Annotated in this window: 16 protein-coding genes; 12 read left to right on the plus strand and 4 right to left on the minus strand. The window is 44.3% G+C overall.

Features of this window, described 5'->3' with window-relative positions; translation table 11 throughout:
* Nucleotides 1-49 precede the first annotated feature (49 nt).
* The 12 genes from ACKX2L_RS04130 (at nt 50) to arsB (ending at nt 10,278) form a co-directional block, all read left to right on the plus strand.
* On the plus strand, nt 50-1,612 hold the full coding sequence (locus ACKX2L_RS04130) for a recombinase family protein (RefSeq protein ID WP_497552665.1): 1,563 nt from the start codon (nt 50-52) through the stop codon (nt 1,610-1,612).
* Entirely contained in the window at nt 1,609-2,010 is a 402-nt protein-coding gene (locus tag ACKX2L_RS04135) for a hypothetical protein (protein WP_441474571.1), read from the plus strand. Before ACKX2L_RS04130 ends, ACKX2L_RS04135 begins: the two co-directional genes overlap by 4 nt.
* Nucleotides 2,010-3,581 (plus strand): recombinase family protein, encoded by a 1,572-nt coding sequence (locus ACKX2L_RS04140; RefSeq protein WP_497552666.1) that lies wholly within the window; start codon nt 2,010-2,012, stop codon nt 3,579-3,581. Before ACKX2L_RS04135 ends, ACKX2L_RS04140 begins: the two co-directional genes overlap by 1 nt.
* A gap of 272 nt (nt 3,582-3,853) precedes the next feature.
* Nucleotides 3,854-4,288 (plus strand): cytidine deaminase family protein, encoded by a 435-nt coding sequence (locus ACKX2L_RS04145; RefSeq protein WP_497552667.1) that lies wholly within the window; start codon nt 3,854-3,856, stop codon nt 4,286-4,288.
* Nucleotides 4,289-4,761: 473 nt separating this feature from the next.
* Nucleotides 4,762-5,214, plus strand: coding sequence for a GNAT family N-acetyltransferase (locus tag ACKX2L_RS04150; protein WP_497550199.1), 453 nt, complete (start codon nt 4,762-4,764; stop codon nt 5,212-5,214).
* Between the two features lie 67 nt (nt 5,215-5,281).
* Nucleotides 5,282-6,031 (plus strand): class I SAM-dependent methyltransferase, encoded by a 750-nt coding sequence (locus tag ACKX2L_RS04155; protein WP_497550198.1) that lies wholly within the window; start codon nt 5,282-5,284, stop codon nt 6,029-6,031.
* 83 nt (nt 6,032-6,114) lie between these two features.
* Entirely contained in the window at nt 6,115-6,438 is a 324-nt protein-coding gene (locus ACKX2L_RS04160; RefSeq protein ID WP_004613237.1) for a hypothetical protein, read from the plus strand.
* Between the two features lie 398 nt (nt 6,439-6,836).
* Nucleotides 6,837-7,115 carry an AbrB/MazE/SpoVT family DNA-binding domain-containing protein gene (locus ACKX2L_RS04165; RefSeq protein WP_497550196.1) on the plus strand — a complete coding sequence of 93 codons (279 nt, stop codon included), beginning with the start codon at nt 6,837-6,839 and terminating at the stop codon, nt 7,113-7,115.
* A 2-nt stretch (nt 7,116-7,117) separates the two neighbouring features.
* Nucleotides 7,118-7,516, plus strand: coding sequence for a putative toxin-antitoxin system toxin component, PIN family (locus tag ACKX2L_RS04170; RefSeq protein WP_497550195.1), 399 nt, complete (start codon nt 7,118-7,120; stop codon nt 7,514-7,516).
* Nucleotides 7,517-7,758: 242 nt separating this feature from the next.
* Complete coding sequence (locus tag ACKX2L_RS04175) at nt 7,759-8,307, plus strand: GNAT family N-acetyltransferase (protein WP_015450220.1); 549 nt, start codon at nt 7,759-7,761, stop codon at nt 8,305-8,307.
* 509 nt (nt 8,308-8,816) lie between these two features.
* On the plus strand, nt 8,817-9,137 hold the full coding sequence (locus ACKX2L_RS04180; protein ID WP_497552668.1) for an ArsR/SmtB family transcription factor: 321 nt from the start codon (nt 8,817-8,819) through the stop codon (nt 9,135-9,137).
* Between the two features lie 100 nt (nt 9,138-9,237).
* Nucleotides 9,238-10,278, plus strand: a complete 1,041-nt coding sequence (gene arsB / locus ACKX2L_RS04185) for an ACR3 family arsenite efflux transporter (RefSeq protein ID WP_497552669.1) — start codon at nt 9,238-9,240, stop codon at nt 10,276-10,278.
* A gap of 200 nt (nt 10,279-10,478) precedes the next feature.
* Here arsB and ACKX2L_RS04190 read toward each other — a convergent pair whose 3' ends face one another.
* The 4 genes from ACKX2L_RS04190 to ACKX2L_RS04205 all read right to left on the minus strand — a co-directional run bounded on the left by ACKX2L_RS04190 (nt 10,479) and on the right by ACKX2L_RS04205 (nt 12,041).
* On the minus strand, nt 10,479-10,904 hold the full coding sequence (locus ACKX2L_RS04190) for a putative toxin-antitoxin system toxin component, PIN family (protein ID WP_497552670.1): 426 nt from the start codon (nt 10,902-10,904) through the stop codon (nt 10,479-10,481).
* A 7-nt stretch (nt 10,905-10,911) separates the two neighbouring features.
* Nucleotides 10,912-11,193 (minus strand): type II toxin-antitoxin system RelB/DinJ family antitoxin, encoded by a 282-nt coding sequence (locus ACKX2L_RS04195; protein ID WP_497552671.1) that lies wholly within the window; start codon nt 11,191-11,193, stop codon nt 10,912-10,914.
* Between the two features lie 107 nt (nt 11,194-11,300).
* Nucleotides 11,301-11,492: a helix-turn-helix transcriptional regulator gene (locus ACKX2L_RS04200; RefSeq protein WP_497550190.1), complete on the minus strand. Its 192-nt coding sequence runs from the start codon at nt 11,490-11,492 to the stop codon at nt 11,301-11,303.
* A 24-nt stretch (nt 11,493-11,516) separates the two neighbouring features.
* A complete protein-coding gene (locus tag ACKX2L_RS04205; RefSeq protein WP_497552672.1) occupies nt 11,517-12,041 on the minus strand; it encodes a hypothetical protein in 525 nt (174 codons plus the stop codon).
* Nucleotides 12,042-12,254: the final 213 nt, after the last annotated feature.

Genomic DNA, 12,254 nt, shown 5'->3' on the forward strand with positions numbered 1-12,254 from the left:
CATCGCCTATCAGAGCCAATATGTCACGTACAGAAAGGAGGCCGAGACAGTGGCAACGATAATTACGATCGATCCTTCGAAGAAGGACAATAAGAAAAAACTGAAGGTGGCTGCTTACTGCAGAGTTTCAACAGGCTCCGTTGAACAGGAAGAAAGCATGACGGCACAAAGGGAACACTACGAGGACTATATCAAAAGCAACCCCGCGTGGGAGTTCGCCGGACTTTATTACGACGAAGCAGTCAGCGGCACCTCGACTGAGAGAAGAGAGGCGCTGACAAAGATGCTTGAAGATGCACGGCAGGGCAAGATTGATTTTATTCTGACAAAAAGCATTTCAAGATTCAGTCGGAACAAGATCGACTGTCTGAATATGACACGGGAGCTTTCAGCCTGCGGTGTAGGAATCTACTTTGAAAAGGAGAACATCAACACACAGACGATGGGCAGCGAGTTCTTGCTGGCAGTCATGAGCAGCCTTGCAGAGAGCGAGTCGAGGAGCATTTCCACAAACGAAAAATGGGGAATCAGAGTCCGAATGAAGAGTGGCACCTATAAACAGGGGACCCCTCCTTATGGGTACGACATCGATGACGGGAAGTTGGTCGTCAATAAGGAGCAGGCAGAGATAGTAAGGATGGTCTTTTGCATGGCTCTTGACGGAATGGGATCCTATAAAATTGCCAAGAAGCTGAATGAACTCGGAATCAAGACCCCTAGAAATGGGAAAATGTGGAACGCATCTAACATACGAGGCATGCTTCATAATGAGCGGTATATCGGAGACACGCTCTACATGAAGACCTTCACGGATGAAGAATACAATCATCATTACAATCACGGTGAGGTAGAACAATACTATCTGAAGAATACGCATGAGCCGATCATCACCCGGGAGAATTTTGAAAAAGTACAGCACCTGATTGGGCAAAGGAAGAAGGAGAGAAAAATTCAGGATAGAACCGGCTTCTATCAATCTAATCATCTTTTTACTGGAAAAATGATATGCCTGCATTGTGGAGCTCACCTGAAGCATGTTGTGCGCAGCGGCAGAAAGAGTGGACTTTATGATGCATGGGCTTGTCCTACTCACATTCGAGATAAAGATAAGTGCCCGCTCAAGGTGCTAGAAGACAGTAAGATCCGAGCAGCGTTTACGACGATGATGAATAAGCTCATCTTTGCACGACGTCAGGTGCTGGAGCCCTACATTAAAAATCTTGAAAACCTCGATACAGAGAACGCGGATAAAGAAGTCGCTGAGATCGATGCTGCGTATTCGGCTCTCCTTAAGCAGCAGGCCGCCATTATGCAGCTTGCAGCTGATGGGGTGCTCGACCCTTCAACATGCCAGAAAGAGCTTGCCGACCTGAACGATAAGAAGAACGACCTCGGATCGAAAAAGGCATCGCTGACGATGGCCATTTCAAATAACTACAAATTCACTACCGAGGCGGGACGACTTCTCAGATACCTGAGAGACCACAACATCACGAGAGAGATGGACGAGAATGCATTTCTGGAGTTCGTTGATGAGATCGCCGTGTATTCGAGAAATATGATCGGGTTCCGGTTGAGCTGCGGACTCGAGCTGAAGGAGGAATTGAAATGAGATCAGTGCTTTATGGCTATCGGATCGAAAATGGAGAGCCGGTCATTGAGCCCAGAGAGGCCGATCGGGTGAGGGCTGCTTTTGCTTCATTCGCAAAGAATGGCAATTTAGCACAGGCACTTAGGGATTCGGGAATTCAAAAGAATCATCCATTCATGTCTCTTATGCTCAAGAATCCCAGATACAAAGGCGATGACTTCTATCCGGAAATCATTGATGGAAAGACCTTTGATGAGGTTCAGGCAAAACGGAAGAAGAAAAAGAGACCTGCAATCAGGACCACGGAGATTATGCCCGGGACCAAGTTTCGCTTTCTGGATTACAAGGACGATGAACTTCCGAAGGATCCAGTTGCGAGAGCAGCTTATGTATATGAAAGAATTGAGGTGAAGGAATAATGGCAAACGCACCAGAGGTTATCATCATTCCGGCCAGAAAGAAAATCGGGAACCGGGTGGTAAAGGAAAATGAGAAGAAGATTCACGTAGCAGCATACTGCCGGGTTTCCACGGATTCTGACGAACAGGAAGAAAGCTACGATGCCCAGGTTAAGCACTTTAAAGAGGAATTACAGAAGAATCCGGCATGGGTGTCGGCTGGGATTTATGCCGACGATGGGATCAGCGCCACAAACACCAAGAAGCGTGATCAGTTCAATCAGATGATTGATGACGCGATGGCTGGGAAGATTGATATGATCCGCACGAAATCGATCAGCCGATTCGCCAGAAATACGGTTGATTGCCTGCAGACGGTGCGGAAGCTCAGAACAAAGAACATCGGTATTTATTTCGAGAAGGAAGGTATCAATACTCTCGACGCAAATGGAGAGGTCCTTCTGACGATCCTTTCATCGCTGGCGCAGCAGGAGAGTGAATCCTTATCGCAGAACGTAAAGCTGGGATACCAGTACAGATTTCAACGGGGCAAAGTAAATGTGAACTACAATAGATTTCTAGGATATACAAAAGGTGAGGATGGAAAGCTGGAGATCGTACCTGAAGAGGCGGAAGTAGTGAAAAGAATTTATCGTGAGTATCTTGAGGGCGGAAGCACCATCAGCATTGCAAAAGGGCTCGAGCATGATGGTATTAAAACCGGGGACGGGAAAACAAAATGGTACGGAACAACTGTACAGAAAATCCTTTCCAACGAGAAGTACATAGGAGATGCGCTGCTCCAGAAAACCGTCACAATTGATACGCTGCAGAAGAAAAGAGTAAAGAACGTCGACCACTTGCCACAGTACTATGTCAAAGACGATCATCCCGCGATAATACCGAAGGAGCTGTTCTTCGAAGTCCAGGCTGAAATGACACGACGTTCTGAACTCCGCCGAGAAGGAAAGCTGAATGAGAAATATTGTAGCCATATTGCTATGAGTGGCAAGGTGATCTGCGGTGAATGCGGTGCGTCATTTCAGCGAACACACTGGATCCTGAAAGGGGAGAAAGTACTTGTGTGGAGATGCAGATCACGCCTGCAAAAGGGCAAAAAAAGCGGCTGTCATTCCAGAACGATAAGAGAAGCCGATCTTCAGAAAGCTGTCGTCAAAGCGGTACAGGATCTGATCCTTGATGAGGACAGAATATACAACGACATATGCTCGGATGTGCAGGAATTGACCACAGGAAACACGGATATTGTACTTGCCGACATCAATTCCAAACTGGCCGAGCTTCAGCAGCAGGTTCTTTCCCGGGTCAAGGCCGGAAAGAATACAACGGAGCTTGCTGAACAGATCCAGCAGCTCAGAGAAAGAAAAAACGAGATTGAGACCACAAAGTCGGAACGGAAGCGCGACGAAGAACGGGTTGCTGCTTTGCGGGAATCCGTCGAGAAAGCAAAGGATAAGGTGCTCGCCTATGATGAGCAGCTGGTGCGAAACTTCATAGAGGAGATCAGGGTCTTCCCTGCCAAGCTCACCATCATGGTGAAGGGTGAAGCAAAAGAGGACATCATAATTTAAGAATGAAAATATTTCATGCCGTCTCGGGATTCCGGGGCGGCTTTTCCTGTTGGCAAGATAATGCTACCATATTAAACTAACATTGGGCCTAAATGAGTCTATAGAAAATATCAGATGGTTATATTTGATAAACTTCCACGCAAAGAAGTGGGTCGGTAGTGAAAATCGGAATTGACCGAGCCCTTTAGAGCGAGGGATGCTTCTTGTCTGAAGGATAAGAAGATGGAGTCGCTAAAGAGTTTAACAAATCAGAATTTGTGGAGGAAAATTAAATGGATATTTGGGAAAGAATGTATGAAAAGGCGAAAGAGCAATACCATCCAGAGGAAGTATCTCCCTTTATATATGCGCATAATGTAGTTTGTGCAATAGAAGCTGAAAACGGAGATATCTATACGGGATTCTGCATTGAAAGCTGCTGCGGAGTGATGAATATTTGTGCCGATAGACTCGCCGCACTGAATATGTATGCTAACAGTGGTCAGACAAAAATGAAAAGATTTATGGCGTTCCGCGACAGTGCACCAAACGGAGGTGGGAGCGGTATGCCATGTGGCGCTTGTCAGGAATTCTTTTATCAATTAAATGAAGCGAACGAAGATATGGAAATCATGGTCGATTATGAAAAAAGAGAAACCGTAACATTAAAAGAACTTATGCCGAATTGGTGGGGAAAGGAACGTTACGCTGAGGCAAAGAGTAATTGACAACTTCCAGTTTGTCGCCTTGATTCCTTTAGATATGTTTCCTCATTTGATGCCTGAGTTTTAGATATGTTTCCGCAAACAGAGGCGAATTATTGACATGTTCCCGCAAACAGTCAGGCAGCGTGATTATATTTTCAACTGTCTCGGGGCACGTCGAGACAGTGGCTCTGCTAACAAGAACAAATTGAAAGAGGGCTGAAAAAGCCCGTGTTTAAGCCATTTCTGCGGCATCCGTCTTTCTGAGAAGAGAGGCTGGTGCCGCATTTTCTTATAGAAAAAATGTGAAAGTTGGTCTGGCGTGACTGTGGGAGGGCTTTTCTGTTTTTTACGAATTCCAAACATGATATACTAAGTAACGAAATTGTGCTGATGAGAAATGAATATAATTGCCACTGATTTCAAAGCCACTTGGAAGAAGACAAGATACGTATTCCAAGATATAAATCGGGATTTTTTTTGGGGGGGGGTTACAAATGGAAATCGTTTATAAAAAGCTAACTACCTCTGATCTGGAAGTATATATTCAAATGCGGATAGAGCAGTTGAGAGAAGAAGGGGCTAAAGAGGATATCGATTTGGCGCCGGCTCTGATGGATTATTACAGCAGACATATGGCAGACGGAACTTTTGTCTCATGGTTAGCATTTGATGGAGATACAATCATTGGAACCAGCGGTATGTCGTTTGTGGAAAAGCCTCCGTATTTTGGATGTCCTTCTGGCAGAATAGGGTTATTGTCAAGTATGTTTACGAATCCGGCATACAGACGGCGGGGTATTGCGAAAGAACTCCTTGATAGAGTTGTAAATGAGGCAAAATCATATGGCTGCGGCACAGTTCAGATTACAGCTTCTGAAATGGGTGTGAAGTTGTATACCGCATATGGCTTTGTGCATAATGATAACTTTATGCAGTATAAGCTGTAAACGGGAAGCTATATGCAAATTCCAGTTTGTAGTGATAGGTAAGCTAGAATTTATCGGAGAGGAACAGATGGATTACCAGAAAATAAATGCAGAAACTATTGATCGATGGGTAGAAGAAGGCTGGGAATGGGGACAACCGATCAGTCATGAGGAATACATCAAGGCCAGGCATGGTATCTGGGACGTGGTGTTGACCCCTACGAAAAAAGTACCTCATGAGTGGTTTGGCGACCTGACAGGGAAAAAAGTTCTTGGTCTGGCGAGTGGGGGTGGACAGCAAATGCCTGTTTTTGCTGCGCTTGGAGCAGATTGCACAGTCCTAGATTACTCTGTGAAACAGCTGGAAAGCGAGAGGTATGTTGCTGAGCGTGAAGGCTACGATATTCATATCATTCGCGGAGACATGACAAAGACACTACCATTTGAAGATGAGGCATTTGATTTGGTTTTCCATCCGGTATCAAACTGCTACGTAAAAGATGTAAAAGGAATCTGGAAAGAATGCTGGCGAGTTCTAAAAAAAGGCGGCCTTCTCTTATCCGGAGTCGATCATTATATCAATTATGTCGTTGATGAAAACGAGTGTGAGATTATCAATAGTTTGCCATTTGATCCAACGGAAAATGAAGATTATAGAAAACAACTCGAAAGAGATGATGCCGGGATGCAGTTTTCGCACACCCTCGAGGAACAGATTAATGGACAGCTTGAGGCGGGTTTTACTCTTATGAGCCTCTACGAGGACACGAATGGAGAAGGACGTCTGCATGATCTGAACATACCAACTTTTCTTGCGATGAGATCAAAAAAATCATAATTGATAACTCAAGTTTGTAGAGCCAAAGAAATCAGGATTTATCAGAGAATGAGGAATAGTTGAAATGGAGGCGCTATAATAACATGAAGATTGAAGGGAACCAGAAAGAACTGGATGCAATGGTAGAATTTCATAAGGGAAACCGTGTCGAGGGACTGAGACTGCAAGAAGAATTTGCAGCGGAATTTCGTAAGGAGTATAAAGACAAAGATCACTGTCCTTGCCTGAAAGCCTGTCGTTATCACGGAAACTGTAAGGAATGTGTAGCGATCCACAGAGCGCATCAGGAACATGTTCCTAATTGTATGCGACCATTGATTAATAAAAAATTGAAATTGATGTCAGAATTAACAGAGCATACCTTGGCAAATGAAATAGAAGCTCCACATGAGATTTTAAGAAAATAGGAAAGTCAAATTCCAGTTCAATGTGTATTGCAATGTCGCTGATATAATTGAAGGTAATGGAGCAACATCATATTTCTGACAAATTCCCGAACAGCATGTCCCTGCCTTGACCAATTTCCAGACAGCAAGAACCTACGTGATTATGTTTCTCACTGTCTCGTTGCATGTTGAGACAGTAGCATTGAAGTCAAGGATCGAGGAAAAATAGCCGCGAAAGCTTAAGTATACTGCGATTTTCGGACAATCGGAGAAATTTAACATCGGGCAGACCAAATGCTTCTCGGTAACTTATCGAAGGGCAAATTAGCTTAAAAAGTGTGAGAGTGCTTGATAATTTGACAGCCTTCGTTATAATAAAAGTAGGGAATACCCTACTTTCGTGGAAGGAGGCGAACATTATGGAAGCAATATTAGATAAGAGCACTTTTACGGATGATGCTAAGGTAATGTCGAAAGGACAGGTGACAATACCCAAAGATGTCAGAGAAGTTCTGGGCGTTGATAGTGGGGATCGTGTGACATTTGTGGTTGATCATGGAAAGGTTACTGTTGTGAACTCAGCTGTTTTTGCAATGAAATACTTGCAGGATCAGCTTAAAGGTGAAGCGGAAAAGCTGGGGCTTGAATCGGAGCAGGACGTTAACGATCTGATGAAGTCTATCAGAGATGAGGATTGAGGATGAAGGTATTTATTGATAGCAACGTCCTGTTCTCAGCCGCACTTTTTCCCGGAAGCACACCTGCAAGAGCTCTTTACAAGGCACTAACAGAACCCAATGATGCGATTGTATGCGAGATTAATATTGATGAACTGAAGAAAGTATTTAAGAGGAAAATGCCGGAAAAGATATCCGTGCTAAATACATTTCTGTCTATGCTAATGACAACAGTCACAATCGTAAAGGTTCCAGAATCAGAAATAGCAGATGAACAGAAAATCCGGGATGAAAAGGATCGTCCAATCTTCAGGGCGGCAGTTGCATCAGGAGCCGATGTGATTTTGACTGGAGATAAAGACTTTCTTGAGTCAGGAATTGCAGATCCGCGAATTGTTTCTCCGGGAGAGTTTCTGAAATAAGGTAAAAATCGTGTTGAGCATCGGTGATGAGCCGGTGCTTTTTTCATGACAATTTTCAGAAGATGATGAGCTATGGCAGATTGTATCAAGGGCATAACGATAGAGCCGGACGACGATATGATATACTAAGTAACGAAATTGTGCTGACGAGAAATGAATATAATAGCTACTGATTTCAAAGCCACTTGGAAGAAGACAAGATACGTATTCCAAGATATAAATCGAAAGTTAGAGGATTAGACATGAATCATTGTGGAACCTATACGATAGAAACGAAAAGGCTGTTGTTAAGAGAATTTATGGTCGAAGATGCAGAGGCCATGTTTCAGAATTGGGCATCAGACAAAGAGGTTACAAAGTTTCTGACATGGCCTGCTTATACCAGTTTGGATACCGCAATTCATATATTGAATGAATGGACTGCGTCCTATGAAAAGCCGGACTTTTATCAGTGGGCAATTGTGCCGAAAAATCTCAACGAACCGATTGGTTCAATATCTGTTGTATCAATCAATGAAAAAACGCAGATGGCAGAAATCGGTTACTGCATTGGCAGACCGTGGTGGAACCGTGGAATAACTTCGGAAGCGTTGAGTGCAGTAATTAATTTTATGTTCGATCAGGTCGGTGCGAATCGCGTCCAGGCAAAACACGATGTAAATAATCCTCATTCAGGACTGGTTATGAAAAAATGCGGAATGAAGTATGAAGGTACCCTAAGAAGCGCGGCTGTAAATAATCAGGGTGTCTGCGATGTGAGCATCTACGCATTATTAAAGTCAGATCGATAACTTCCAGTTTAATGTGTTTTGCAAAGTCGCTGATATCATTGAAGGTAATGGAGCAACATCATATTTCTGACAAATTCCCGAACAGATGTCCCCGCTTTGACCAATTTCCAGACAGCAAGAACCGATGTGATTATGTTCCTTACTGTCTCGGGGCACGTGAAGACGGTCTGTTTGATGTCAAAGGTCGAAGGAAAATAGCTGCGAAAGCCCGCTAATACTGCGTTTTCGGGCAGTCGGTCAAATTTGGCATCGGGCAGACAGAACGCTTCTCGGCAACTGATTTAAAGGCAAATCAGGTCAAATAGTGCGAGGGTTGAGTTGCTACGATAGATGTCACTATGTTGAGTTGCCGAGTTAGATGCTGGGGAGTTGTGGCTGCGAGATAGATGTTGGAAAAAGCTTCCACACTACCATCAGAGGCGACAAGATTTTTAAACAATATTGCATTCACGCATTGACAACTATGAATGTATTCGATATAATATGTACATCTCTCGGAGGTGAAAATCATGGGATTCAGAGAAGACGTCAAAAAAATAAAGGCGCTCACAGATGAAAACCGTCTTGCGATCATGCTTGCTCTCCAGCATGGGGAGAAGTGCGGATGTGATTTGCTGAGGGAACTGAATATCACACAGCCGACTCTTTCGCACCACATGAAAATTCTTGCAGACAGCGGCCTTGTTGATTACTACAAAGAGGGAAAATGGATGCATTACTCCATCTCCGCAGACGGGGTCAGGGAGTTCCGGGACATGATCGGTTCCTACGCAAGATGTGACTGCGAAGCGGACGAGAGCGTATCCTGCGGATGCAAGAAAAAGGAATAATCAATATCTTTCATTTACATAGGCAGTCCCTTGGGACTGCCTATATAAAGGTCATAAACATAGATGCATTTCAATATATAAAACTAATGGAGGCGAAGTCATGAGCAATCAAAGCAAAGGCATAAATACATTTCAGCGTTATCTTTCTGTGTGGGTACTGCTCTGCATGGCTATAGGAGTACTGATTGGGCATTTTATCCCGGCTATTCCTAATACGCTCGGTCGATTTCAGATTTCCGGAATTTCGATTCCTATCGCTGTTCTCATCTGGGTCATGATCTACCCTATGATGATGAAAGTAGATTTTCAGAGCGTAAAACAGATTGGGAAGAATCCAAAGGGACTTCTGGTCACATGGGTGACAAACTGGCTGATCAAGCCTTTCACTATGTATGGAATTGCTTACCTGTTTTTGTTTGTCGTATTCAAAGCCTTCATATCTCCGGGACTGGCAAAGGAGTATCTTGCCGGAGCTGTGCTTTTAGGAGCTGCTCCATGTACAGCGATGGTGTTTGTATGGAGTACGCTTACAAAAGGAAATCCTGCTTATACGGTCGTGCAGGTGGCCACCAATGACCTTATTATTCTGGTAGCATTTGTTCCGATTGTAAAATTCCTTTTGGGTGTTTCCAATGTGGTTGTTCCCTACAGTACTTTGTTCGTCAGCATTTTTCTGTTCGTTGTGATTCCGCTTGTGGGCGGCATCCTCACGCGGATAACAGTCACGAAGCAAAGAGGTGCGGATTACTTTGAGAGCACATTTGTCCACAAGTTCGACAATGCCACAACAATAGGTCTGCTGCTGACGCTGGTTATTATTTTCAGTTCACAGGCAGAGGTGATTCTGTCTAATCCGCTTCATATTGTGCTGATCGCGGTGCCGCTGACCATTCAGACATTTTTAATCTTCTTTATTGCTTACGGAGCATGTAAGCTGCTGAAATTACCGCACGATATTGCGGCTCCTGCCGGGATGATCGGCGCATCAAATTTCTTTGAACTTGCGGTAGCTGTGGCGATTGCACTCTTTGGCACGACAAGTCCCGCGGCTCTCGCCACCACTGTAGGCGTTCTGACGGAGGTGCCCGTCATGCTCTTGTTAGTGCGCATAGCAAATAAAACGAAAGCGAGTTTTGCGTAATGTGGACTTCTATTCAGGATCAGATCCTTTGGGTGAGGCTTGCCATGATGGCGATCAGAACTTTCCTTTGGAGCCCATCGTGTTGATGGCTTCCTCTTCAGAACGGTCTTTGTATATATTCGAATAGCCTGTCGCCTTCCTGTAGCATAAGAAAAGCACCTATCCGAGTAGGGACAGATGCTTTCCGATAGGGTGATCGATCAGTTGTTTTCATTTATACCTTCGAGAATCAAGTCCAGCATTTGTCTTGGTGTTACGACGAATGGCTTTGATGGGAAATGCTTGATATTTCCAGTTACAAGATAGGTGTCCTCGTCTTTTCTTGCCTCCATTGTGACTTCGTAGAACACACGGTCCTTTGGATCTGGAAGATCAATGTCAACAGGCTCTTCTGAAATGCTGACAGCATGTGCGTTTATTTCGTCCAAATTGTCCTGGACAATTTCTTCTGTCAGGTGGAACTTTGGCCGAAGCAGAACGGTTTGATATTCCTTCAGGATTTCCTTGTTCACCAGTAGTACGATGATGTCGTTGAAGGCAAGATCAATGATGCTTCCTGGTACGGATTTCCACTTAAGGGCGGCGGAAACCAGCACGTTCGTGTCAATGACAGCGTAATATTTCACAGGCGCCTCACTTTCGGGCTTCTGCGATTTCAGCATTGATTTCATCAAGCGTTATGTCTGAAATGCCGTTTTCTTCCGCGATCCGGCTGGCTCGCTTCATTGCCTCAATTCCTTTATTCACCGGTGCCTGTTTGAGGGTCATGCTGAATGGGATTCCCTTTTCACTGACCAGCCGGGACAGACACATCCTGAGATAGGAAGGCATATCCAACCCAAGCTGCTGAAGAATACTGGTGGCCTCGGCTCTTTCTGTTTCATCTGCACGAAACTGAATGAGTGTATTTGCCATACTATACACCTCCTTTTCTGAATTCATTATAGCATAAATATAATCAGATGAAAACATATGATTACAAAAATAGAATTCCTATGCTATCATAAACAGAAACTGCATTGTCAGTCCCAGAAGAGATCATTCAAAGTCTTATCCAGTGCCTTGCAGATACTGATGCAGAGTTGAATGGTAGGATTGTAATCTCCCTTTTCAACCGCATTGATGGTCTGGCGGCTAACCCCAACCAGATCCGCGAGCTGCTGCTGGGACAGGTCCTTGGCTGCTCGAGCTGATTTTAGCTTTAGATTCTTCATACGGATCTTCCTTTCTCTCGCAGCTTATTCTGCGTCTCTCTTATCGATGATAAGCTTAAGGCCCTGCATGCAGAGGAAAACGAGGAAGAAGGCTACCATTACAAAAGGAAGTCCACCATCGAAACTAATTCTACCATTCTCGATCACTTTTCCATCCAGGATCTTACTGATTGCCTGGGCAAGAAAGAAAACAACCAGCGCTCCCCAGCAGACGATCATGCCCTTATGTCTATGCTGGTTGTATCCCCAGTATGCATCCTTGAAGATGCAGTAGCCTGAAAGTACAAGTCCGGACAGGAAGAGAATCGCTACCAGAACCAGCCCCGGCTCGATATAGCGTTCTGCAATACCTTCAAAGAAGATTGCATATACAAATGTAAGTAAGCCTGCCGTAACATATGCGTATTTGTAACCACGTCCTCTGATGGCTGCCTGGCGCTCATCATAAGTAGCACCGCCCTGTCTCTTTCTCTTCAGCAACATCACAACTACCAGTAATACAAGTACTCCAAGGAAACCACTCATCAATCCAATTCTGTATGCATCCATAACGATTACCTCCATCTTTTCTTTCTATAAAACTTTTACTTAATATTGTTTACTGCTTTTCTCTCTTGTTCCGGCTAGTTCTCTTTATTGTCCTTTCTCTTTTAGTATTTCTCAATGCCTACAATAATTACGATTCCAGGCCCTGCAACCAGGCCGGCCCCAAGCTGATCACTTTATGTCGTTTGTTATTTACAAGATGTCACATTTATTTGA

It is taken from the genome of Porcibacter vitabionis, assembly GCF_046263795.1.
Taxonomy (GTDB): Bacteria; Bacillota; Clostridia; order Lachnospirales; family Lachnospiraceae; genus Lachnocurva.

Coding starts and splice junctions, on each gene's coding strand:
- arsB (WP_497552669.1), top strand. CDS start 9,238: ATGAGCAATCAAAGCAAAGGCATAAATACATTTCAGCGTTATCTTTCT.
- ACKX2L_RS04155 (WP_497550198.1), top strand. CDS start 5,282: ATGGATTACCAGAAAATAAATGCAGAAACTATTGATCGATGGGTAGAA.
- ACKX2L_RS04150 (WP_497550199.1), top strand. CDS start 4,762: ATGGAAATCGTTTATAAAAAGCTAACTACCTCTGATCTGGAAGTATAT.
- ACKX2L_RS04170 (WP_497550195.1), top strand. CDS start 7,118: ATGAAGGTATTTATTGATAGCAACGTCCTGTTCTCAGCCGCACTTTTT.
- ACKX2L_RS04140 (WP_497552666.1), top strand. CDS start 2,010: ATGGCAAACGCACCAGAGGTTATCATCATTCCGGCCAGAAAGAAAATC.
- ACKX2L_RS04135 (WP_441474571.1), top strand. CDS start 1,609: ATGAGATCAGTGCTTTATGGCTATCGGATCGAAAATGGAGAGCCGGTC.
- ACKX2L_RS04205 (WP_497552672.1), bottom strand. CDS start 12,041: ATGGATGCATACAGAATTGGATTGATGAGTGGTTTCCTTGGAGTACTT.
- ACKX2L_RS04180 (WP_497552668.1), top strand. CDS start 8,817: ATGGGATTCAGAGAAGACGTCAAAAAAATAAAGGCGCTCACAGATGAA.
- ACKX2L_RS04200 (WP_497550190.1), bottom strand. CDS start 11,492: ATGAAGAATCTAAAGCTAAAATCAGCTCGAGCAGCCAAGGACCTGTCC.
- ACKX2L_RS04160 (WP_004613237.1), top strand. CDS start 6,115: ATGAAGATTGAAGGGAACCAGAAAGAACTGGATGCAATGGTAGAATTT.
- ACKX2L_RS04195 (WP_497552671.1), bottom strand. CDS start 11,193: ATGGCAAATACACTCATTCAGTTTCGTGCAGATGAAACAGAAAGAGCC.
- ACKX2L_RS04175 (WP_015450220.1), top strand. CDS start 7,759: ATGAATCATTGTGGAACCTATACGATAGAAACGAAAAGGCTGTTGTTA.
- ACKX2L_RS04145 (WP_497552667.1), top strand. CDS start 3,854: ATGGATATTTGGGAAAGAATGTATGAAAAGGCGAAAGAGCAATACCAT.
- ACKX2L_RS04165 (WP_497550196.1), top strand. CDS start 6,837: ATGGAAGCAATATTAGATAAGAGCACTTTTACGGATGATGCTAAGGTA.